Origin of the sequence: Neobacillus sp. NPDC058068, assembly GCF_042885335.1 — a bacterium.
Lineage (GTDB): Bacteria > Bacillota > Bacilli > Bacillales > Cytobacillaceae > Neobacillus.
Genome location: NZ_JBHVSI010000010.1, coordinates 93,057 through 116,271, shown reverse-complemented (window position 1 = coordinate 116,271; position 23,215 = coordinate 93,057). Strand labels below are relative to the sequence as shown.

General features: G+C 42.5%; 24 protein-coding genes. 18 read left to right on the top strand and 6 right to left on the bottom strand.

All coding sequences use genetic code 11. The features are described 5' to 3' along the window. The first annotated feature begins 18 nt into the window (after positions 1-18). Positions 19-720, top strand: a complete 702-nt coding sequence (locus ACFVSW_RS13370) for a FliA/WhiG family RNA polymerase sigma factor (protein ID WP_387316715.1) — start codon at positions 19-21, stop codon at positions 718-720. 111 nt (positions 721-831) lie between these two features. Next, positions 832-1,770 carry a manganese-dependent inorganic pyrophosphatase gene (locus ACFVSW_RS13365; protein WP_387316713.1) on the top strand — a complete coding sequence of 313 codons (939 nt, stop codon included), beginning with the start codon at positions 832-834 and terminating at the stop codon, positions 1,768-1,770. A 42-nt stretch (positions 1,771-1,812) separates the two neighbouring features. On the opposite strand, the gene ACFVSW_RS13360 is transcribed toward ACFVSW_RS13365, so the two are convergent. Then, positions 1,813-2,358 carry a DUF3231 family protein gene (locus ACFVSW_RS13360; RefSeq protein ID WP_387316711.1) on the bottom strand — a complete coding sequence of 182 codons (546 nt, stop codon included), beginning with the start codon at positions 2,356-2,358 and terminating at the stop codon, positions 1,813-1,815. A gap of 262 nt (positions 2,359-2,620) precedes the next feature. Here ACFVSW_RS13360 and ACFVSW_RS13355 point away from each other — a divergent pair, with 262 nt between their 5' ends. After that, the gene (locus ACFVSW_RS13355; RefSeq protein ID WP_387316934.1) at positions 2,621-3,193 is read left to right on the top strand and encodes a DNA-3-methyladenine glycosylase I; all 573 of its coding nucleotides are present in this window, start codon (positions 2,621-2,623) and stop codon (positions 3,191-3,193) included. Positions 3,194-3,332: 139 nt separating this feature from the next. Here the strand turns inward: ACFVSW_RS13355 and ACFVSW_RS13350 are convergent, their stop codons facing one another. Beyond that, positions 3,333-3,497 carry a hypothetical protein gene (locus ACFVSW_RS13350; protein ID WP_387316708.1) on the bottom strand — a complete coding sequence of 55 codons (165 nt, stop codon included), beginning with the start codon at positions 3,495-3,497 and terminating at the stop codon, positions 3,333-3,335. A gap of 295 nt (positions 3,498-3,792) precedes the next feature. On the opposite strand from ACFVSW_RS13350, the gene ACFVSW_RS13345 reads away from it, so the two are divergent. Beyond that, entirely contained in the window at positions 3,793-4,449 is a 657-nt protein-coding gene (locus ACFVSW_RS13345; protein WP_387316705.1) for a TetR/AcrR family transcriptional regulator, read from the top strand. A 46-nt stretch (positions 4,450-4,495) separates the two neighbouring features. After that, positions 4,496-5,212: a GTP pyrophosphokinase gene (locus ACFVSW_RS13340; RefSeq protein WP_387316931.1), complete on the top strand. Its 717-nt coding sequence runs from the start codon at positions 4,496-4,498 to the stop codon at positions 5,210-5,212. A gap of 272 nt (positions 5,213-5,484) precedes the next feature. On the opposite strand, the gene ACFVSW_RS13335 is transcribed toward ACFVSW_RS13340, so the two are convergent. Then, positions 5,485-5,646: a hypothetical protein gene (locus ACFVSW_RS13335; protein WP_387316702.1), complete on the bottom strand. Its 162-nt coding sequence runs from the start codon at positions 5,644-5,646 to the stop codon at positions 5,485-5,487. Between the two features lie 215 nt (positions 5,647-5,861). Here ACFVSW_RS13335 and ACFVSW_RS13330 point away from each other — a divergent pair, with 215 nt between their 5' ends. After that, complete coding sequence (locus tag ACFVSW_RS13330) at positions 5,862-6,188, top strand: metal-sensitive transcriptional regulator (protein WP_387316929.1); 327 nt, start codon at positions 5,862-5,864, stop codon at positions 6,186-6,188. Positions 6,189-6,263: 75 nt separating this feature from the next. On the opposite strand, the gene ACFVSW_RS13325 is transcribed toward ACFVSW_RS13330, so the two are convergent. Both ACFVSW_RS13325 and ACFVSW_RS13320 read right to left on the bottom strand, forming a co-directional pair. Continuing rightward, positions 6,264-7,538, bottom strand: coding sequence for an MFS transporter (locus tag ACFVSW_RS13325; RefSeq protein ID WP_387316699.1), 1,275 nt, complete (start codon positions 7,536-7,538; stop codon positions 6,264-6,266). 15 nt (positions 7,539-7,553) lie between these two features. Then, complete coding sequence (locus ACFVSW_RS13320) at positions 7,554-8,864, bottom strand: alkaline phosphatase family protein (RefSeq protein WP_387316697.1); 1,311 nt, start codon at positions 8,862-8,864, stop codon at positions 7,554-7,556. 196 nt (positions 8,865-9,060) lie between these two features. Between ACFVSW_RS13320 and ACFVSW_RS13315 the strand changes: the two genes are divergently transcribed. Together ACFVSW_RS13315 and ACFVSW_RS13310 are read left to right on the top strand one after the other, a co-directional pair. Then, the gene (locus ACFVSW_RS13315) at positions 9,061-9,972 is read left to right on the top strand and encodes an alpha/beta hydrolase (protein ID WP_387316694.1); all 912 of its coding nucleotides are present in this window, start codon (positions 9,061-9,063) and stop codon (positions 9,970-9,972) included. Positions 9,973-10,226: 254 nt separating this feature from the next. Then, on the top strand, positions 10,227-11,255 hold the full coding sequence (locus tag ACFVSW_RS13310) for an ATP-grasp domain-containing protein (RefSeq protein ID WP_387316693.1): 1,029 nt from the start codon (positions 10,227-10,229) through the stop codon (positions 11,253-11,255). A gap of 56 nt (positions 11,256-11,311) precedes the next feature. On the opposite strand, the gene ACFVSW_RS13305 is transcribed toward ACFVSW_RS13310, so the two are convergent. After that, positions 11,312-11,686: a nucleotide excision repair endonuclease gene (locus tag ACFVSW_RS13305; protein ID WP_387316691.1), complete on the bottom strand. Its 375-nt coding sequence runs from the start codon at positions 11,684-11,686 to the stop codon at positions 11,312-11,314. Positions 11,687-12,204: 518 nt separating this feature from the next. Between ACFVSW_RS13305 and ACFVSW_RS13300 the strand changes: the two genes are divergently transcribed. From ACFVSW_RS13300 to ACFVSW_RS13255, 10 genes are all read left to right on the top strand, one after another. Next, the gene (locus ACFVSW_RS13300) at positions 12,205-12,786 is read left to right on the top strand and encodes a TerD family protein (RefSeq protein ID WP_387316688.1); all 582 of its coding nucleotides are present in this window, start codon (positions 12,205-12,207) and stop codon (positions 12,784-12,786) included. A gap of 203 nt (positions 12,787-12,989) precedes the next feature. After that, positions 12,990-13,385 (top strand): hypothetical protein, encoded by a 396-nt coding sequence (locus ACFVSW_RS13295; protein WP_387316685.1) that lies wholly within the window; start codon positions 12,990-12,992, stop codon positions 13,383-13,385. A 24-nt stretch (positions 13,386-13,409) separates the two neighbouring features. Further along, positions 13,410-14,924: a helix-turn-helix domain-containing protein gene (locus ACFVSW_RS13290; protein WP_387316683.1), complete on the top strand. Its 1,515-nt coding sequence runs from the start codon at positions 13,410-13,412 to the stop codon at positions 14,922-14,924. A gap of 188 nt (positions 14,925-15,112) precedes the next feature. Then, a complete protein-coding gene (hutU, locus tag ACFVSW_RS13285) occupies positions 15,113-16,786 on the top strand; it encodes a urocanate hydratase (RefSeq protein ID WP_387316681.1) in 1,674 nt (557 codons plus the stop codon). Between the two features lie 21 nt (positions 16,787-16,807). Next, positions 16,808-18,100, top strand: coding sequence for an imidazolonepropionase (gene hutI, locus ACFVSW_RS13280; RefSeq protein WP_387316679.1), 1,293 nt, complete (start codon positions 16,808-16,810; stop codon positions 18,098-18,100). Continuing rightward, positions 18,078-19,070, top strand: coding sequence for an agmatinase family protein (locus ACFVSW_RS13275; RefSeq protein ID WP_387316677.1), 993 nt, complete (start codon positions 18,078-18,080; stop codon positions 19,068-19,070). The genes hutI and ACFVSW_RS13275 overlap by 23 nt, the downstream gene beginning before the upstream one ends. A 344-nt stretch (positions 19,071-19,414) precedes the next feature. Further along, positions 19,415-20,491 carry a hypothetical protein gene (locus ACFVSW_RS13270; RefSeq protein WP_387316675.1) on the top strand — a complete coding sequence of 359 codons (1,077 nt, stop codon included), beginning with the start codon at positions 19,415-19,417 and terminating at the stop codon, positions 20,489-20,491. 107 nt (positions 20,492-20,598) lie between these two features. Further along, on the top strand, positions 20,599-21,714 hold the full coding sequence (locus ACFVSW_RS13265) for a glycosyltransferase family 4 protein (protein ID WP_387316673.1): 1,116 nt from the start codon (positions 20,599-20,601) through the stop codon (positions 21,712-21,714). Then, complete coding sequence (locus tag ACFVSW_RS13260) at positions 21,711-22,484, top strand: HipA family kinase (RefSeq protein ID WP_387316671.1); 774 nt, start codon at positions 21,711-21,713, stop codon at positions 22,482-22,484. The genes ACFVSW_RS13265 and ACFVSW_RS13260 overlap by 4 nt, the downstream gene beginning before the upstream one ends. Positions 22,485-22,826: 342 nt before the next feature. Beyond that, entirely contained in the window at positions 22,827-23,066 is a 240-nt protein-coding gene (locus tag ACFVSW_RS13255) for a glutaredoxin family protein (protein ID WP_387316669.1), read from the top strand. The last annotated feature ends 149 nt before the right edge of the window (positions 23,067-23,215 follow it).

Genomic DNA, 23,215 nt, shown 5'->3' with positions numbered 1-23,215 from the left:
TCAATGGGGGATTTGAAGATGGAAGAGATGCTTGATAAATATATTCCATTGGTTAAAATGGTTGTCGCAAAAATGAAAAAGAACTTATCGGATCAGGTAGATGAAAGCGAACTTTTCTCGTCTGGGATGGTGGGATTATGGGATGCAAGCCGTAAATTTGACACGAATCAAGGCGTTAAATTTGAAACGTATGCTGTTCAGCGCATTCGCGGCGCCATCCTTGATGGCTTGCGGCAAACGGATCATGTTTCCCGCTCATTAAGAAAAAAGGAAAAGTTAATCCGCGAGGCGTTGGATACGTTAGAGCAAGTGCTGCTAAGGAAGCCTTCTGCTGAGGAAATGAGTCAACACCTCGGCATGTCGGCAGCAGAATATGAGCAGACGCTCATTCAAATATCTTCGATTAAACAGTACTCTCTTGATGAACCGCTAGCTGACGATGGCATGGAGGCTCCCAGCTATCACCAGATTGAAGACCATTTTTTTCAGAAACAAGAGGAATGGCTGGCCGCAAAAGAACGAAAACAGCAATTAGCAGCCCTGATTGACGCACTGCCAGAAAGAGAAAAACTCGTCTTGTCCTTAGTCTATTACGAAAATTTAAGTTTAACAGATGTGAGCAAGGTCTTAGATGTTCATAAATCCCGTATTTCTCAGCTCCACTCGCAAGCAATAAAAAGGTTGCGGACAGCAGCTGAAAAGCAAGGGTTTAGTTTATAAAAATTTTATTTTTTTGAATCCTGTAACAGAATAATATATAATTTTCAGGTGGGGTCATTCACAGCTATTTGGGTTTGTCCTACATAATTTCAGACGATTGGGAGTAGTAACATGGAAAAAGTACTTATATTCGGTCATAAAAATCCCGACACCGATACGATTTGTTCTGCAATTGCATATGCAGATTTAAAAAGACAGTTAGGAATGGACGTGGAGCCAGTCCGCCTTGGCGAGATTAATGGCGAAACGGAGTATGCACTGAAACAATTCAATGCCGAGGTTCCGCGCTTGGTTGAAGCGGTGGCAGCTGAAGTTAATTCCGTTATTTTAGTTGACCATAATGAACGCCAGCAAAGTGCCAATGATATTACGGATGTGCGCGTCCTTGAAGTCATTGACCACCACCGCATTGCCAATTTTGAAACCAGTGACCCTTTATATTATCGCTGCGAGCCTGTTGGCTGCACGGCGACCATTTTAAATAAAATGTATAAAGAAAACGGCAAAGAGATAAAACCGGAAATTGCTGGGCTAATGTTATCAGCGATAATTTCTGACTCATTGTTGTTTAAATCACCTACTTGTACGGCTGAGGATGTGGCAGCAGCGCGTGAATTAGCGGCAATTGCCGGAGTTGATGCTGACGCATATGGGCTTGAAATGTTAAAGGCCGGCGCTGATTTAAGCGATAAGACAGTGGAGCAGCTCATCTCACTTGATGCAAAAGAATTTGAAATGGGCGGGAGCAAGGTGGAAATTGCTCAAGTCAATGCCGTTGATACTAATGATGTCCTCGCACGTCAAGCGGAATTAGAAGCAGTAATTGCGAAAGAAATCGCGAACAAGAACTTAGATTTATTCTTATTTGTTGTGACCGATATTTTAACAAACGATTCCGTTGGGTTAGCGTTAGGAAGCAAAACCGCTGCAGTTGAAAAAGCTTATAATGTAACATTAGCGAATAATACGGCTGTTTTAAAAGGCGTTGTTTCACGGAAAAAACAAATCGTTCCGGTGCTAACCGATATTTTTAATAAGGGTGAGATTTAACGAAAAACCGTTCATGCTTTGGTTGCATGAACGGTTTTTTGTTCATTCGGGTCCTCCGGGAGGATAGTAATAGGGAGGAGTCTTAAGCCAGCCGCGATCTTGCATCATTTTTTTTAAAGATGTTCCATACTTAATCATTTCAAATTGAATTTGGAAAAATGTTTGGCCGACATCCGTTCTAATGGACATCGCTAAAGCTTGACCAAGGAGTGTGATTTCGGCAGCAAGCTTTGCAGATATTAAATTTGCTAGTTCTGAATCGGTATATTTGACACCAAGTGGAACCGAGTTGGGATTAGACTTTGGTTTAGGTTCCGAGATGGGCGGCATCGATACTCCTTCTTTAATAAAAAAATTTCTTATCTGCTCAATCGTTTTAATCGATTCTTCTTGTCCGTTGGTGAGGGCATGGATTAATTGCTTATCAGTTGTCGTGTTAAGCCCTAATTGATAGACAGCTAAGCCTTCTTCCAGCAAAGTAAGCAATAACCAGAGGTTGTTAACTTCCCCCACATGTAACGGTTTTTTTGGCTCACCATCAACAAGTGGAGCTAAATAGTCTTTAATGGCTTCAAGTAAATTTGTCATATTAGTTGCTCCTTTTGCTGCACTCATTTTATGAAATAAAGCATGCTGTAAAATGCTAATTATAGATTGCTCATTATTCGGGATTTTATTTCCAATTTTTTAAGCTTTCATCCCACTATGTTGGCAAAATATTGTTTTAATAACAAACAATCTATAAAATAGAAGAGATAAAAAATAATCTAGGGGATACAGATATGCGTCAGGATATACGCATCAACCCCGCAAATGGAATTCAACAACTTCAAAGGGAGGCATGACAAACATGAATAGATGCGGCTGGGTTAATCAGGACCCGCTATATATCGATTACCATGACAATGAATGGGGTGTACCCGTTTATGATGATCGCTTACTATTTGAATATTTAAATCTCGAAGGGGCCCAGGCAGGACTAAGCTGGTATACGATTTTAAAGAAACGCAGCAATTACCGCCAAGCCTTTGATCATTTTGAAGCTGAAAAAATCATCCGCTACGATGATAAAAAAATCGAAGAACTTTTACATAATGAAGGAATTGTTAGAAATAAACTGAAAGTTAATGCGGTGATATCGAACGCGAGGGCCTATTTGCAGGTGATCGAGGAATTTGGCTCTTTCCAAAAGTACATCTGGTCATTTGTAGGTGGGAAACCGATCCAAAATCATTTCAAAGAGATGAAAGAGGTTCCGGCCACGACTGAAATAAGTGACAAACTAAGTAAGGATCTAAAAAAACGCGGTTTTAAATTTGTTGGTTCCACAATTTGTTATGCATTTATGCAGGCAACTGGCATGGTAAATGACCATATCGTTACCTGTGACTGTTATCAAAAGGCAGCCCTAAAAATAAAATAAAGAAAAAAGCGATTATCTCATCTGCGAGACATCGCTTTCTTTCGGTTGGGTAAAGGAAAAGATACAGCAGCCTGGACTGTTACTAAAGATATCAAAAAGCCCACCACGGTTGTGATGGACTTCCGGGGAAACGGAAAGGCTATGACTGTGTTGGTTTATCAATCAGAAAATCAGAGGCGGGAATCGGAATGATTTTTCCGCCGATTTGCACATGAATGGTATCGTTAAAAATGGCTTTTACAATTCCTTTTAAAGAAATGGTGGAATTTACAGCAATTTTTTTAGAGTCAGATTGATTCGCCAAAGTAATCAACACCTTTCTAATGTTGTAAATCATATTTATCATGAAATGAATTAAAATAACGATACATTAATGTATTCGCAAAAACATCATGATCTCCTTCATAGCTGATCATTTTTTTTGAAAAAAATTGTTCATGTTACCTTCAGTTCATTATTCAAGGGGTGTGAACAATAGCGAAGTGAGAGTAACATGAACTTTGGTTCAAGTATCACACGAATGGTCTTGTCTGTCAACTGAAATGTGAACTATGGTTCAATTTTTTATAATGTGATATGATAGAGTCTGAGGTGGTAAAATGGCAGACCGTGAAGAATTACTTGTTGGCGAATTTCCATTTGTCCCGAAACAGGAACGTGCCCAACAAAAAAGAAATGCATTGCTCGAGAGCGGGCATTCGTTGTTTTTTTCTAAGGGGTACGAACAAACGACGGCGAAGGAAATTGCTGCCCATGCAGGAGTAGCTACGGGGACCTTTTATCGTTATTTTTCAGATAAACGGCAGCTTTTAATGGCGCTTTTAGAAGATAAATTAGACAAACTTTTGCCTCCTGAACCGACTTGGTTATCCTGTGACCCTGAAGCCTTGCTAGCATCACTTTTGAAGGCCCATAATAATCGACTTCAAGAGGTAGGGCTTCGCCGTGTCCTGCCTGAATTATTGCCTAAAGATCCGGAATTGGCAGAGGTTTTAAGTGCAGCTAGAAGAAAAATTCATGGCAGAATTCTGTCAGGATTAAAGCATGCCAGTGATAGTGGGTTAACCTGGAAGGATCTGGATTTAGATACAGTTACTTGGTCGATTATGGTTTTAGCGGAGAATGGACCTGAAAAAGGTCAGCAAAGCGGAAAACAAGCAGATTTTCATGAACTTGCTAAAGTGATGTGCCGCTTGGTATTTCCGCCGGATGTACTGGAGCAACTACGGTCCAAGGAATCGGGTCCAGCAGAATAACCGGCAAACACCATAGAGAGGACGTTGCTGATTGAATATTGAGGAAATGATTGATATGAGAGAATTGAAAGCATTAAAAGTGGAACTGACAAGGTTCATGATGGCCTATAAATTTGCTTTGGACGAAATGAGTACGAAAATAAATATTCTAAAAGATGAGTTTAATTATATTCATGACTATAACCCAATAGAACATGTAAAGTCGCGGATTAAGTCGCCGGAAAGCATTTTTAAGAAGGTATATCGTAAGGGCTATGATTTTTCTTTAGCTTCGATAAAAGAGAATGTAAGGGATATTGCGGGGATTCGGATTACTTGTTCCTTTATCTCGGATATATATGAATTGAGTAAAATGATTGCCGGCCAGAAGGATGTTCGCGTTGTGGATTATAAGGATTACATTAAAAATCCGAAGCCGAATGGCTATCAAAGCCTTCATTTGATTTTGGAAATTCCGATTTTCATGTCTGACCGCGAGGAATTAGCCTATGTTGAGGTGCAAATCCGGACGATTGCCATGGATTTTTGGGCTAGTTTAGAACATAAAATATATTATAAGTACAATAAAGAAGTGCCGGACCGGATGGTCGCTGAATTAAAAGACGCTGCCGTAATCGCAGCGGAGTTAGATCGAAAAATGGAACGGCTTCATAAAGAAGTATCTGAAATTAAACAAGCTGAACAAGAAAAAGAAGAACTCCTGTCATTAAATAATGGAAGTTTTAATCTGCCATTTTTTGAAAATCTACTGCAACGAAGATAGATCCTTATTGGTTTTGAAGTGCAAAAAAGCCTCTCATTTTTAGTTAACATGAGGGGCTTTTTTTAAATTAGGCTGTATTAAAAGTGAATGTTGATTTCCGTTCCAGGCGCGAGCGGTTCGCGGGGCGGGAGGTGAGCCACCTCGGCGCTAAAGCGCCTGCGGGGTCTCACCTGTCCCGCTGCTCCCGCAGGAGTCTCGCGCCTTCCATTCCAATCAACATTGTGCTCAAAATCAACAATGTTCTTTAACACAGCCTTAAATTAAGATAAGAATTAGCGGGTCGGTTTTTCCAGTAGATATTCTGATGTTGGAAGGGTGATGATTTTTCCGCCAATTTGTACATGAATAGTATCGTTGAAAATGGCTTTCACGATTGCCTTTAAAGAAACCGTCGAATTAACGGAAATTTTTAGTGACTCAGATTGGTTTGACAAACGGAACCAACACCTTTCAGATTAGTTATGAAATTATTATAAATGATTTCCGCCGAATAATGCGAGTGTAAAGAACCAGAGATTTGGAAAAATCTAAAGAGATGTTAACAGAGGTTTTTTAGAATGAAGATAAAGCAGTATATCGTTTTACCCTACCGGGGTATGATATAATAAGCGAAAAAGGGGGCGGTTGAATGTCGTTTGATCAAGATAATATGGAAGAAATAGTGGATGAATCCTGCTGTGGCGATGAGGGCAGCCAGCGAAAAAGTCATCATTCAGATAAAGTGAAAAATAATCTAGTTACAAGACTTAACCGGATTGAAGGCCAAATTCGCGGCATTAAAGGGTTAATTGAAAAAGATACGTATTGTGATGATGTGATCAATCAGATTTCCGCCACTCAATCGGCATTAAATAGCGTTGCAAGGATTTTGCTGGAAGGTCATATGAAGAGTTGTGTGGTGGAACGAATTCAAGAGGGCGATTTCGAAGTTTTAGATGAAGTCCTAGTCACCATCCAAAAATTAATGAAAAAGTAATAGAATGGAAGTGGGTGTCAGGCACCAATTTCCAAATTAAGGGAGACTTCACGATAAGGTGAGGTCTCCTTTGGTTTAGTGTGATATTGAATTTGTTTTTGCTAGGTTGTTTGGTTCTGGTACGCGCAGGAGGATGATGCCGCCAATGATGAATAGGACGATTAGGCTGAAGACGCCGCTATTGGTGTTACCGGTCATTTGTGCAGTGAATCCAACTAAAAATGGTCCTAAGATGGCCGCGAATTTGTAAAATATGCTATAGAATCCGAAAAACTCGTTGACATTTTCTTTCGGGACAAGTTTGGCGAAATAAGAACGACTTAATGCCTGGATTCCCCCTTGTGAAGAGGCAACGAGCATCGCGAGAATCCAAAAATCTAAAGTCGTTTTTAAGAAATAGGCATAAGAACAAATTACGATATAAACAAAAATCCCCACTAGAAGCATTGTTTTGCCTTTAAATTTATCGGCAAGCTTCCCATAGATAATCGCGAACGGTGCCGCGACAACTTGGGTGGCAAACAGGATAATTAGCAGATTGTTGGAATCAATCCCTAAATCGGAACCGTATGCTGTTGACATTGTGATGATGGTATTAACCCCGTCAATATAAAAGAAATAGGCGATTAGAAACAGAAACAATGGGCGGTAAAGCTTTATTTTTTTGAACGTTTCAAACAGCTGTTTAAAACCATTGCTAATTGGGTTTGGCACCCGTTCCTTATAATAAACCTGGTTTACATTTTTTAACATCGGAATGGTGAACAAGCCCCACCATAATGCTGTAATCGCAAATGCGGCCTGGCTTGCGATGGTTACGGATAATGGTATTATGTTTTGCTGTGACAAAATGATAAGTGCAATGCTGATAATGAAGGGAATTGTACTTCCAATATAGCCATAGGCATATCCTTTGGAAGAAATCTGATTCATCCGGTCTTCTGTCGTCACGTCAACTAGGAAGGCATCATAGAAAATATTGGTTCCGCCAAAACCGATGACGGTGAGCATATAACAAATTAATAGAATGAGCCATTGGTTGCTTGGCACAACTGCAAGCAGCAGGGTGAAGACAACTCCGAGACCTAAGAAAAAGCTGAAAAATCGCTTCTTAAAGCCTTTGAAATCAGCGATGCTCCCCAATATGGGTGCGCAAAGGGAAATCAATAGTGTCGCAAAGGAATTGGCATAACCCCAGTAAGCAGTAGAAGTAGCTCCCGCTAGTCCAGCCTCATTGGCAGCTGCTTTAAAGTATAATGGAAAGATGGCGGTAGTAATGAGAATGGAGTAGGCAGAGTTTGCCCAATCATAAAACACCCAGCTCTTTTCTGGCTTTGACATTCGACTCATTCCAGTTCCCCCTTTTTAATTCATTAATAGTTCTTCGATCACCCTGCCGTCGGTACTTCCTAGGCTGACACCAAGAAGCCTTGCAAAGGTCGGTCCTTCATCAATCAGCCGAATGCTGGGCAGCGTAATCGGGTTAATCCCGGAGCCTGCTGCCATCAAAATCGTGTCGTAATTTTCTTTCTCAGGTGAATATCCATGGGAGGCTAAGGTGTACTTTTTATCGGCGGTGACATCCTCCTGCGAAATGGTTTTGAGATACTCCCCCTCAAAGTCTTCTAAAAAGTAATAACCCCTCTGGGCCTCGAGCATAAAGGCACAAGTACCGTCTGCTCCTTTTTCTGCCGCTTGTGCACCGGTCAGGACCTTTTCAATTCCCGAATCAGGGTTCTGGAGCAAAGAATCTACCAGAAGTTGCACTTCGTTAAATGCCGCGGTGTCGTGTTTGTCTCTCATGTAAATATATGCAGAGCCATCGCAACTTTTACAATAAGCCTTCCAATCAATGAGTTTAGATTTAGAGTTGGTTGTAATAAGCTCTTGTTTATGTAAAAGGACATTCAGGTTAATTGCTTTGTTTTCATCGAGAGCACTATGGTCTCCCAACACGACTATCGTTGAGTTTTCATCGAGACCGCTCTCCTTCAAGGCTTCCATAATTCTCCCCAGCCGCTCGTTGTGGCGATGGATTGCGGCAATTGCTTCATCGGCAGAAAAACCATGATAATGGCGCTGGGTATCCAGATCAGTAAAGTGGACCAGCAATAAATTTGGTTTCTTTGTTTTTATCGTGTGGACGGTTGATTCTAGAACAAAGTCATCCAGCGCCGGCTGATTCAATCCGTCGCGGATATGACCGTAGCGGTTATTAAGCTCCAATTGATATCCGGGAGTGCCGTTCATAAGCGAAACAAGGATTTGATTTTGCCAGGGGCGGTTAGCAAAAATCTCAGGCATGTTGTAGTCAAGCCCCTTCGCCTTCGCTGTTACTGGCCATAATAAAGCGGCGGTTATCAGATTGGCCTTTTTCGCTTCATCATAAAGAGTCGTGCCATGAATGCAATCACGGTACCAATTCCAATCCGGGGAAAGCCTGCCAGGCTGCAACATGGTGTTATTAATGACACCATGCCGGTTCGGATAATTTCCAGTGACAATCGTCGCATGACAAGGATAGGTGACAGATGGATAAATCGTTTCGACATTTTCGACATACGCCCCTTTTTCCAATAGGGTTTGGAAATGAGGTAAGTCTTTTAAAATCGGGAAGTCTAAGGCTGATAAGCAATCAAAGGAAATAATAATGAGATGATCGGTAAGTCGCTTCACGAAAAAACCTCCAGATTACATTTTTCGGTTACCTTAATTGTACAATACGCAATGGACAACTTGTTACAGAATTTTTACAAAAATCTTTAAGTTTCAGTAAATAACGCAGAATTTTTGACTGGAAGTTATCTGTAAAAAAGGCTTTTTCAGTATAATGAAAATAAAGAAATCGAAGCTTGAAAGGGAGATTGGGGTCATGCCGAGTTTCAAAAGTTATTTTTTAGAAAAAGTAATTAAACTTACGGCTAAGAGTGTGGGCGGAAAGAGTTTGGAAAAAAGGGGGATAGCGGAAAGGCGGCAAAAGCTGGATGCCGCTTCTAAAAGGTTGCGGATGCCAGAAAACTGCCTGGTTGAGCCGCTTCAAATCGAGGGAATCTACGCAGAGTGGCTTTCCTATCGTGACTCGCCGGATGACAAGGTGATTCTTTATCTCCATGGCGGCGGTTATGGCTATTGCTCTGTCCAAACACATCGAACGCTTGCCGCTGGGATTGGAAAAGCGGCGGGGGTTAAGGTGATTATCCCGGCTTACCGGCTTGCTCCTGAACATCCATTTCCGGCTGCGATTGAAGATGCTGTCCGGGTTTACCGCTGGCTGCTTGAGCAGGGTTTCCATTCCAGCCAGATTATTTTTGCCGGGGATTCTGCTGGCGGCGGATTGAGCATAGCCACTGCTTTGGTGTTAAGGGATCAGAATGAACCGCTTCCGGCCGCGCTTGTCTGTCTTTCACCCTGGGTGGATTTAACAAGCAGCGGGCAAAGTTACCAAAGAAATGGGAGTGTCGATCCGTATTTGAACGTGGACGGCGTGAGGAAAACAGCCCGCATGTATGCCGGAGAGGAAGCGCTTGACCACCCGCTGATTTCACCTGTGTTTGCCGATTTAGCGGGTCTTCCGCCGTTGTTCATCCAGGTTGGCAGTCACGAAATTCTGCAAAGCGATGCAGAAATGCTGGCGGCCGCGGCCCGCCATGCCGGAATAACAGTGAAGTTGAAAGTTTGGAATGGGATGTGGCATGTTTGGCAAATGAGCGGCGATTTTATACCAGAAGCGAGAAGGGCAATTAAGGAAATTGGGGATTTTGTAAAGAGGACATTCAGGGGTTGATAATGGACAGATCATCCGGTGCCTAACACTTTAAATTTACTACAAAGTTGAAAAATCTGAAAAGGTTTAAAGACCTTTTTATGGAATGATAGGTTAACAAGGCCATGGGATATTATTAAGAAAATCGTTTCTGCTCATACAGGAACGTTTTTTAAATTGAACAATATCGCTTTTCTGCCAATTTTGGATTATAAAATGATTCTAGTTGGCGCATAATGGGAAAGGTCTGAACTACAACATGAAAGAGGATAAAAATGAAGATTTGGTTTAACCGCTGGTTTACAACAGTTTCGCATTACATTGATATGATACGGGCTAATGAAGATAAGCGGCAATTTATCATTTATGGAACACATCCGAATAAAGATGCACTCTATTTACAAAATTGCGATTTTGCCTTCGTGGAACCCGATATATCTGGAGATGACTATATAGCGTTTTGTCTTGATTTTTGCAAAACGTATGGGATCGACATTTTCATACCCCGAAAAGAAAATGTGCTAATTTCGAAACGGCTTGCAGAATTTGCAGCACTCGGTGTCAAGGTTTTAGTGTGTCCAGATGCTGAACTGATGGAGACGATGGATAATAAAGCTGCCGCATACGAAGTGTTATCAAATGGACCGCAAATCTTTTCCCTTCCTGACTATTATGTGGTCAATACGGTCAGGGATTTTAAAAAGGCTTACATGCACCTTAAAGAAAAGGGCCATAATGTTTGTTTCAAGCCTGTGGTTGGTGAAGGGGCAAATGGATTTCGCGTGATTAAGGATGAAATTGAGTCAATTAATCAGCTTTTTAATAATGGGGTTGGTTATCGAATTCCCTACAGCTATGCTTGCGAGATATTAGCTCAGCAAGAAACCTTTCCTTATCTAATGGTTCTGGAGTATCTAGAGGGCAGGGAATATAGTATTGATTGCCTTGCTTCGAGTGAGGAGCTGCTGGCTGTCATTCCAAGGATGAAGGGGGACGGAAGGGTGCGGGAGCTTGTTGAAAGTCTGGAGCTAATCCAATTAGCACACAGGTTTCATCAAGAATATCGATTGCCCTATATGTTCAATATTCAGGTGAAGTATAACAATGGGTTGCCGAAGCTGCTGGAAATTAATCCGCGCATGAGCGGGGGAATGCACGTTAGTTGTCTCTCCGGCATCAATATTCCGTATCTTGCCATTAAGATTTTATTGGGGGAAAAAGTAGAACCTTTGAAGCCGCAATTTGGAATTCGCGCTAGTCATATTGAAAAAGAAATGATTCTTAAAATAGCTGATATCAGTTGAAAAATGACAAGTGCAGCTTTTCGAAACTTCGTACCTGCACTTGCCACTATAGGGAATTACTTATAGAAAACCTTGTCCACATTGTATTTTGCGTGAAGAGTATTAATGGCATAGGTTTCGTAAATTTCTCGTTCCATCGGATTATCGACGACAATGACGGCAATCTTGTAAACTTCATCACGATACGATTTAATCGGGGAAACAGTATCTTCAAAATGCCGCTTTACCCGGGGTCTTAATTTTCTGGCTTTGCCGACATACATTAATTCATCATCCGCATTGAAAAATAAGATTATTCCGCCCTTATCCCGTGGAATCTTATTATAATCTGTAAAGCCATATACGCTGCTTAGCGGTGCTTCAACCTTTTCGCCAACTTGTTTCTTTTTCGTAATCACGATATCCGGATTAGGTATTTCAATTTTTATCATCTGTAAGAATCGCTCCCTGCTTAATATAAACGGTCAACCCGTTTTGCTAATAGTTCATTATAGCACAACTATTATATCCGAGGTTTGACTTTCTTAATTTAACCCAATTTCTCTGCTGTTAATCTAATGGGGGATGAGATGACAGGGGGGTAAGGAAATAATGGTAGCAAAATATGGCTGGTTTTTGTACACTTAAGATAGGTATTGTTATTTTTAGTCTTAGATTTTTTTTTAGTCCATAATCAGTTGTGTGGATCCATTTTGTTATTAGCTTTCTATTTTTTTGGCTCTGTTAAAAGTGAATGTTGATTTCCGTTTCAGGCGCTTCGCTTTCCGCGGGGCGGGCGGTGAGCCTCCTCGGCGCAAAGCGCCTGCGGGGTCTCACCTGTCCCGCTGCTCCCGCAGGAGTCTCGCGCCTTCCACTCCAATCAACATTGTGCTCAAAATCAACAATGTGCTTTAACACAGCCATTTTTTTAGAAAGTTATATAAAAAATTAATTTCGAAAGGGTGTTTTTATGGCAATCTCATTGTCTAAAGGTCAAAAGGTAGATTTAACGAAAACGAATCCAGGTTTGTCGAAGGTCGTTGTTGGTCTTGGCTGGGACACGAATCGCTATGATGGCGGCAACGATTTCGATTTAGACGCAAGTGTATTTTTACTAGATGCAAATGGCAAATGTGCTTCAGACCGTGATTTTATTTTCTATAATCAGCTTGAAGGCGGAAATGGTTCAGTAATACATACAGGTGATAATCGCACGGGTGAAGGCGAAGGCGATGATGAGCAGGTAAAAGTTAGCTTAAGTGCTGTTCCTGCTCAAGTGGAAAAAATTTCGTTCGTGATTACAATTCATGATGCGGAAGCACGGAGCCAAAATTTTGGACAAGTGTCGAATGCATTTTGCCGGATTGTAAACGAAGATACCAATCAAGAAATCATCCGTTACGATTTGGGAGAAGATTTCTCCGTAGAGACTGCCATCATCGTTGGTGAATTATACCGCCACAACGGCGAGTGGAAATTCTCTGCAGTCGGTTCCGGCTACCAAGGCGGCCTCGGCCGCATCGCCACAGACTTCGGTCTGAACGTAGGCTAAACCACACAAAAAAATAGATTTAAAAAAAGGACACGCAGGCAATAAATAAACATCCTGCATGTCCTTTTTTCCATTTAAACTGTTTTCCTGCTAAATAGTTTTCCTTTTTTTAGTGTCCTCTCCACGTGGACAATTGTCTTTTTGTGGTGCCTGACACCCTGTTTGTGGTAAAATTATTTCCTATTGGGAAGGGAGGTTTGAAGTTGAGGTTTTTTGTGAAGTTACAAGGTTTTGCTATTTTGTTTGCGCTTTTTTGGGTTGTTTACATAAATATTTTGGCGTTTTTTGATCAGCCGGGGCGTGCTATGCAATATATTAACTGGTTTGTTTACGGGTTTGGCTTTTTGTTTGCTATTATTTATTTTCTCATCACCAAATATTTTATCGGCCGTAATTGGCGGGCGGTTCCACTTATCCTGATTCCCTATTTCCTTGTTTACCAGCCTATTTTCCACCAGCTGCTATTTAGTCTGGTTCATGATGGGTATGGGATGATGATCCGGTTCCTTTCACTTTCAACGGGAACCATCCATTTTTTGATGGTGCTTTTCGGCGTTATTTTCGGGATCATTTTCTCTGGTCGACACCAGAAGGCCTAGAAAGAGGGAAGAGGTGAAGACTTTATGGAAGGTAAGTGGCTGATAGCTGATCGGGATTTGAATGAGCGTGAGGGGCTAAAATGGCTGTTGAAAACTTCTTCAATTCCGGTGACGAACATTTTTTTGGCGGCGGATTATCAGGAATTTATCGTTTTGTTTGAGAAGGAAGCTCCTGATGTGGTCCTAATGGAACTCGATATGATCAGTAAAGAAGAGTGGTCAACCTTTCGAGGGCTGGTGCAAATTTACGCTCCCGTTTTATTGTTAACGAGTGCGGAAGCAACCTTCGAAAAGGCCCGCTTGGCGATTGACATGCAGGCACTTGATCTGATGATAAAACCTTTTTCGACAACCAAAGTAAAATCAGCCTATCAAAAAGCATCAAGAAAACTAACTGCAAAAAATAGTGCGGATGGAAGCTTCCATTCTAGCTATTATCATAAAGATATTTCATATGAAGCCTTATTTCTCTCACAGACAGCTGTCGTAGTGAACAGCCATATTGCTGCTTTTCAAACTGAAAATAATGAAACGACTCACCCCCTGCATTCTTTTTTAACAGAATATCCATTCAAAAATATTCAAGGTATTTTCCCTTTAAGCGATATGGTCATTCTGTTATTTAAGGAAACATGTGCAAATATAACGGAACAGTGCCAAAAAGCGATGCGAAGGTGGGAGGAGGAGTTTTCTGACCCGCTCGCGATTGTTATTCACAAAGGGCAATCTCAAACGCTTACGTTAAATCAAAAATATTTGCAAACTAGAAAAATGCTCGAGCTTACCTATTACAAGGGGTATCAGCAGATAATGGAGTTTGACCATCCGCCGGATTGGGTTCACACCGATCCCTTTTTAACGCCGCCCGAACAGCGTGCCTGGGTCGACATGCTGGCAAACTTTGCAATGGAAAAAATAAAAAAGTGGCTTTATGACGAGTTCTTACATTTAAATCATCCTTTTCCTGAACCAGGCTTAGTAAGAATCAGGCTGACTAGCATTCTCGCTCAAGTAAGAAGATTTATGAAAACGCATAATCTGAATAAAGACCAGGATTTTGAACGGGAATACCGCTATATTTTCAATTCGATTTTATATGACACCGTTCTGTATCGGACCGTTCAAAACCTGATTCTGTTTACTCAAAGACTTTTTTGGGGTGCCAAAACAAGCGCTCAAAATCTGAAGCAAAATCCGATAGAACGGGCAATCGCGTTCTTGGAGGCTAATTTTTCCAAGAGCAGCCTTCGTCTTGAAGACGTTGCGAAATATGTTGACCGCAATCCTTCCTATTTCAGCCATCTTCTTGCATCGAGCACGAACTCGAGCTTTACAGATGTTTTGGCCGGCATCAGGATAAAGGAAGCGAAACGGTTATTAGTGGAGACAAACAAGCCGGTTAAAGAAATATCCGCTCTGGTCGGCTATCATAATTCGAATTATTTTAGCAGAATCTTTAAGGAGCAATGCGGGTCGTCACCGCGGGAGTTCCGAATGAAAAAAGTAGAAATATTGAACGGAGAGATAGGCTCAGAATAAAACCTGAGTCTCTTTTTTATAAAAATAATGCTTATTACTAAAATTATTATCATTTAATTATGATAGCAGGCCTATATTATCTATCTATAGCTAAAAATTCTACCGTTTATCTAAGTTTTCAGCTGTTTTTTTCAGAAGATTTAATTTTTATAATATAGATAAATAAAGTTAAAAAGGGAGTGGCGATAATGGAAACAAATACGGCAAAACCACGTGTGATTAAAAATTATCAAGGGACTGAATTACACGCAAAGGGTTGGATTCAAGAGGCCGCACTAAGGATGCTGATGAACAATCTCGACCAGGAGGTTGCCGAAAGACCAGAGGATTTAGTCGTTTACGGCGGGATTGGCAAGGCAGCACGGAACTGGGCGTCATATGATGCGATTGTGAAAACGCTGCTTGAATTGGAAAACGACGAGACCTTGTTAATTCAATCTGGTAAACCAGTGGCTGTTTGGAAATCCCACAAGGATGCACCGCGTGTGTTACTGGCCAACTCCAACCTCGTACCGGCTTGGGCGAATTGGGAGCATTTCCATGAGCTTGATAAAAAGGGATTGATGATGTACGGACAAATGACCGCAGGAAGCTGGATTTATATCGGCAGCCAGGGGATAGTCCAAGGAACGTATGAAACGTTTGCCGAGCTTGCCCGTCAAGCGTATGGCGGAACCTTAAAACACACGATTACTCTTACAGCAGGTCTTGGCGGCATGGGAGGTGCGCAGCCTTTAGCGGTCACGATGAACGATGGGGTTTGTTTAGCGATTGATGTCGATGAGACAAGAATTGACCGTCGAATTGAAACCGCTTACCTCGATGTGAAAACAACTGACCTTGATGAAGCTTTAAAAATGGCTCAGGAGGCGAAGGCGGCCGGAAAGCCGTTATCGATTGGTTTATTAGGAAATGCAGCTGAAATATTACCAATAATGATTGAAAAAGGCTTTACTCCAGATGTGTTAACGGATCAAACCTCCGCACACGATCCATTAAATGGCTATCTGCCGATTGGCTTTACATTAGAAAAAGCAGCAGCAATGCGTAAGGCGGACCCGGTCAGGTTTGTGAAGCTCGCGAAGCAAAGTATGGCTGTACATGTGCAGGCGATGTTGAAAATGCAGGAAAAGGGAGCGGTCACATTTGATTACGGTAACAATATCAGGCAAGTGGCGAAGGATGAAGGTGTGGAAAACGCATTTGACTTCCCAGGCTTTGTTCCCGCCTATATCCGCCCGTTATTCTGTGAAGGAAAAGGGCCATTCCGCTGGGCTGCACTTTCTGGTGATCCTGAAGATATTCGCAAGATTGACGAAGCATTGCTACGCGAGTTCAATGAGGATGAGCATCTGTGTAAGTGGGTGAAAATGGCCCAGGAAAAAATCAGCTTCCAAGGGCTGCCGGCGCGGATTTGCTGGCTTGGCTACGGCGACCGGGCCCGTTTTGGAAAAGTGATCAATGACATGGTTGCTTCTGGTGAGGTTTCTGCTCCAATCGTTATTGGCCGCGACCACCTGGATGCAGGTTCGGTTGCCTCGCCAAACCGGGAAACTGAAGCAATGAGAGACGGCAGTGATGCGGTTTCTGACTGGCCGATTTTGAATGCGATGATCAATGCAGTTGGAGGCGCAAGCTGGGTGTCTCTGCACCATGGCGGCGGTGTCGGCATGGGTTATTCGCAGCACTCCGGAATGGTTATTGTGGCCGATGGATCGAAGGATGCGGAGGTTCGCCTTGAGCGGGTTTTAACCACTGACCCTGGCATGGGGGTTGTCCGCCATGCGGATGCGGGCTATGAGCTGGCGATTAAAACGGCTAAAGAAAAGGGCATCAAGATGCCAATGCTGCAACAAGACTAATAGACTGAGAGGATGTTGGAATTGACTAAAGCCATTTTTATTAGAAACGCGAATCAGCTTGTCACTTTACAGGGGAGTTCCCATGGTCCCCGTGTGAAAGCAGAGATGTCTGAGCTTGGCATCATTGAAAACGGCAGTGTCTGGATTGAGGACGGCGTCATTCAGGCGGTTGGTACGGATGAAGAACTGCTTGCAAAGTATGAAGCACGTTTGGCCGAAGCGGAGGTAGTGGATGCGAGCGGAAAGCTTGTGACACCAGGGCTTGTTGACCCGCATACCCATCTTGTTTTTGCCGGGAGCAGGGAAAATGAGTTTAACATGCGCCTGCAGGGTGCCACCTACATGGAGATTATGAATGCCGGCGGCGGAATCTATGCGACGACAAGACGGACGCAGGCGGCGACGCATGAAGAACTTTTTCAAGAAAGCTACGAACGATTGAATCAATTCTTGCGCCATGGTGTAACGACGGTTGAAGCAAAAAGCGGTTATGGAATGGAATGGGAGACCGAGTTAAAACAGCTGGAAGTGGCGAAGCAGTTGAATGAAAAGCATGTGGTCGATATTGTTCCAACCTTTATGGGGGCTCATGCGGTCCCGAAGGAATATAAGGACCAGCCGGATGAATTTGTGCGGCTCCTGATTGAGGAAATGATTCCGAAGGTGGCCGAACTTGGGCTTGCGGAATTTAACGATGTCTTCTGTGAGCATGGTGTATTTACCCCGGAACAATCTCGGAAAATTCTGGAGGCAGGAAAGCGCCACGGGCTGCTGGCGAAAATCCATGCCGATGAAATTGAGCCATATGAAGGGGCAGAACTTGCCGCTGAAGTTGGTGCGGTTTCGGCAGACCATTTATTAAAGGCATCGGAAAAAGGCATGAAGGCAATGGCTGAGAAGGGTGTTGTCGGTGTCCTGCTCCCGGGAACGGCTTACTTTTTAATGGCAGAGTCAGCGAATGGCCGGAAAATGGTTGATTTAGGGGTGCCAGTGGCATTGTCCACCGATTGTAACCCCGGCTCATCACCGACTGTATCGTTGCCATTTATTATGAATCTTGGCTGTTTAAAAATGGGGATGACACCTGCAGAAGTCATCACGGCGACGACGATTAATGCGGCGCATGCGATTAACCGGGGCGGCGAGATTGGCAGTTTGGAAGCCGGCAAAAAAGGCGACGTGACGATTTTTAACGTTGAGAATTATATGAAACTTCAATACTCGTATGGCGCCAATCATACGGATACCGTGGTGAAAAATGGTCAGGTGGTTGTTAGAGGGGGTCAGCTAGTTGAAAAGCTTTTTCTATCCTAAACTAAATCCACCGAGCTTTACATGGGTGAGACCGGAAAAGGGGGCTGTTGTTTCCAAGGTTCACGAATGGATTCAGCCCTTGACGGCTGGCTCAGTTCCAGAGAAAAACAATGTTGATTTTGTCGTTGTCGGCGTCCCGCTTTCCCGTTCATCGATTAGCGCCTCGGGGGCATCAGAGTTCCCTGATGCCTTCCGCCGTGCGTGGAAGGGTTTTACAACCTATAATCTGGATGAAGACGTGGATTTGGCGGAGAGGATTGCGGTGGACGCGGGCGATGTTCCCATGCACGTCACAGATATCCGGCGCTGTCATGAGAATATCATTGAAGCATCGGCGGCTCTCCATCAGCATTTTGAAAGCGCTAAGGTGTGTGCGATTGGCGGCGATCATTCGATTACGGCGATGATGGTTAAGGGCTTGCATCAAACGAAGCCTGCTGAAAAAATCGGCATTCTCCAGTTTGATACCCATTTTGATTTACGGGATATGTCAGATAATGGCCCTTCGAACGGCACACCGATGCGCAATTTGATTGAAAGTGGTGTGGTCAAAGGCTCCGATATGTACAATATCGGTCTGCATGGTTTTTTTAACACGAAGGATTTAAAGCAGTACGCCGATGAACAGGGCGTCAATTATATTACTCTTCGAAATGCAAGGAAAAAAGGCCTCGAAGAAACAGTCCGTCAATGTTTAGCGGCGCTCGAGGTAAAAGTGGATACGATTTATTTAACAGTGGATATGGATGTCCTTGATATCGCATATGCCCCAGGGGTACCGGCCTCAACGCCTGGGGGCATGACAACATCTGAACTGCTCGAAGGAGTGCTGGCAGCCGCCAGACATCCAAAAGTCAACGCCATGGACATCGTCTGCCTCGACCCGCTCAAAGACACACAAGCCCAACCAACCGTCAAACTCGGCACCCACGTATTTTTAACCTTTTTAACAGGTGGAATGTTGCGCTAACGAGTGGTGTCAGGCACCATATGTGATAGACAGTCTAAATCCCTTTTAAAATAGCAACCACCGTTCGAATTTCTCGATCGGTGGTTTTTTTATGGTTAAGGGGACGGAGCGCAGTAAAGATGCATCATATAGTTTTTTTGTATTTTAGCCGCTTGCCTATACATTTTCTTACATCCATGAATTAAATATAAAAAGAGACAAGACTCCTATTGTTTAAAAATAATAGGTTTTTATCAGACAAGCGTCTGGGTCAGGTCAAAAGATGGAAATTAGTAAATTGGCTTACGATCAACAATTGGATAACGATTGTTTGCTAATTTTTATAAGATTTTAAGGAGGTTATTATGGATACTAAGCAACTAAAAGAATGGATTAAAGATATCCAAGTTATAAATGCGGTAAACTCGGACGTTGAAGTTGTGAATAAGTCACCTTTAATAATGCTTGGAAAAGGGCGTCAAGGAGCGGTATTTCAAGTTTCTGAAGATATTTGCGTGAAAGTGTTTGGTAACACTGAAGATTGTGACCGGGAACACTATGCCTTATCGCTAGGACAGAAGGCAGAGATATTTCCCAAAATACATGCAAAGGGTCCGCTCTATATTGCGATGGATATTATTAGAGGGGTCGATGTGCGTGAATACCTGCAATCCCAGCCACTAACGCCGGCACTTTCTTCCAAACTAATTGAGATGTTAATCACATTTAAAGAAATCGGTTTTGAACGGATTGATCATCATAAGCGGCAAATTTACGTACAAGAAAATGGCAGCCTAAAAGTAATTGATGTGGCCAGAACGGTTTGGCGTGACCGAGTATATCCATATCCAAGGAAATTATTAAATTCGTTAGGGGATGAAAATAAAGCATTATTTTTAACACATGTCCAAGAAATGGCGCCAGACTTATACGAGGAATGGCTGCACTACATCCGGCTGGAAGAGATATCCCATCAAATTTACCAAACACTGCTACCGGAAAAACCTAACAAAGAGACATTGAAAAATCTCAGTAAAATGTTGTTAACAACCGAGGATGAGCAAAAATACGTTTATCAATTACAAGGCTTAGTTCAAAAGGTGTTCAAGGAAGAATGGGTCAAAACGATGCTTGCTCGCGGAAAGGACCCTGTAGCTGTAATGGAAAAAATCGATCAATATTGGGATTCACTTGAGCAGGGAATATCCCGCGGCAGGTATCGAGACAGGGATCGAGACAGGGGGCGAGACAGGGAACGAGTTAGGGATCGAGACAGGAATCGAGACAGGGATCGTGAAAGGGAAAAAGGACATAAAGGAGAAAAACGATTTGAAGGGGAAAACCGGCGCCCGCATGATAAACATCACCATGGGGGGAAACGGTATGAAGGAGAAAGACACCGTGAACGTTCAAGTGGCAAACGCAAAAGCCGGCACCATTAATAAATTACCGACAGGGCATGGTGAATTCGACCACTATTAAGGAGACAGGCGAACACAAAAGCCACACACAATGAGGAGGGGACCCAATCATACAAGGAGCTGACAAAATGAAAGTACTTGTAATTTGGCGGCTGCTCACTGTTGGCGGTGTCAATGCCGGATGGCGAAATCGTTCGATTTATTTTAAAAAGCAGGGAATTGAAACTGAGTTTCTCTATACGACCGACCACGGCGGGCTCCATATTATGCAGGATGTTGCCAACGTATATTTAACAAAAGATGAACGAAAGATTATTAAGATTATCAAGGACAATGCTTATGATGCAATCATTGTCGTCGACACGGGCGCCGCCTATAAATGGATCCGAAAGGCCAAATTTATAGGTCCTGTTTTTATTGAAGCTCGCACACCTGAGCTGATCAAGCTCCAGCCCCATTTAAAAACCTTCAAAGGAATTCTGCCGGAACTAATTATCGTTCCTTCACAATATCAAAGGCGTTTGGTTTCCATTCTTACAGAGGATATTCCTATTCACGTTATCCATAATGGCGTTGATACGTCTTTTTTTCGAGCATTATCGGATGAGGAAATTGATTACGACAGCGCTCCCACACTTCCGACCGGTAAAAAAATCATTGGCTGGATTGGCAGGCTGGACAAGCGGAAAAATTGGCCAATGTTGATTGAGGTCGCTAAAAAGATAAACAGTGAACGTGATGATATCGAAATTTGGGTTATTGGCGGAGCGCAAAGTGTGCAGCGTGAAGAATTCGCTGCTGTATGGCAAGAGGAGGAACTCACCGAAATTATCAAGTGGTTTCCTGTCATTCCCTATCAGCAAATGCCTCATGTTTATGCAAAAATCCGTCAATCTGGCGGCTGTACACTCGCCACTACTAAAGCAGAATCATTCGGCAATACCTTTATCGAATCAATGGTATGCGGCGTGCCTGTAGTTGCCTCCAATATTATGCCAATCAATGAACTCGTTGTAAATGGGGAAACCGGACTGCTTTATCGTGGCCAAAACGTAGAGGATGCTGTTAATCAAATTTATGGAATTATCGACGAATCGGAAGTGCATCAACATATGTCACAGGCCGCGATTCAAAGGGTGGAAGATTTGTTCGCGATTCAGTTGGTCGCGGAACAATATATTCATTTATTACAAAAATGGGTTCCAACTGAAACGAATCGCAATGGTGAGGTGGATCCACAATGACCGAACCCATTGCTTACCTAAGGAAACTAGAAGGAAAATCGAATGCTCATTTAATCACTTTTAGTGATGGAAAAGACTATGTCGTAAAATATTTTCAACCGGGTTTTGAAAAATCATTAGCAAATGAATGGGTCGGATATTGCTTAGGAAGATATCTTGGACTGCCGATTCCCTTTGCAAAAATTATCGAAATTCCTCCAGAATTCTTAGCACAGGTGCCCGAGCTCAGAGAGATGAGCCTTTCTCAGCACCAATTTGCTTCGTTGTATATTCCCAATTGTTTGGATGGTCATCAGGTTTCCAATATTTCGCAGATTATTAATCATCAGCCATTAGCAGGAATTATTCTTTTAGATTATTGGCTTTGTAACCGGGACCGCACGCGGAAAAACATTCTTTTGCGTGAAGAAACCGCGAATTCCTACCAATTATGGATGATTGATCAGGCGGAAATTTTCGGATCATACAGCTGGCTTCTGGATGAGCTCGATCATCTTCCCGTTGAATTGCTCAAAAGTGCAACCCATCAAATAATGGCATCCTTTATCGAGGAAGAAGAACTATTTTTCGAACAATTGGAAGTCATTCAAACCATTCCAATTCTATTAATAGAGGAAATCGTTGAAATCATCCCTGATGACTGGAATGTGTCAAAGGATGAAAAAAAGGCGATGGTCACGGCGCTAGTGACAAGACGAAAAAAAATACTGCCCGAACTAGTTCATAAATTTATCAAAAAAATATACAACCCCATCCATGCAAACAGTTAGAACACCAAGACACAACTAGGTCTGGAATTGAAATTCTTGATTTTTTTTTTCCAAAATATAAAGGGGTTTCAAAGAGGGTGTCAGGCACCACAAAAAGACACTTTCGGCAAATGTCCACCCCAGGTGGACATTTTGGTTTTTTTTGTAATTTCTTCAGTGATCCTCGTAATTTTAATGTGCTTTGTTTCTTTTGCACTGCTAATATAGTATTTTATCGTTCATCGTTTATAATGTAATTATTGCTTGGGAAAGCGCAAGAACTGACAATTATCGAGTTCAGGGGCGGCTTTCCCATTTTCATAGATAACCTGTGAAAAACCTAGAAAGAGGGGAAAATGATTAATGAAAAAACAGGTCATCGTCTATACGACAAACGACTGCATTGAATGTGATATGGTCAAAAAAGTCCTGACACAGGAAGGGATTTCGTTTGAAACTAGAAACGTGTCAGCCAATTCTCAATATCAAAAGGAAGTGGAGAACCTCGGCTTTATGGGTGTCCCAGTCACCGTGGTCGCTCATCGCGCGGTAAAGGGATTTACAAATGAACTAAAAGAGCTTATGGAATTAGCGAAAAGCTAAAATAGGGAATGGATATTCGACGAATGAGATTCTTAAAGCTAAATTCCATGGGCGAATTCGACGTTCCACCGGGCGAATATAGTGATTCTATGTGCGAATTTAAGAAATAAACAAATTTTAAGGAATGAGCATAAAACTGTTAGGAAAAT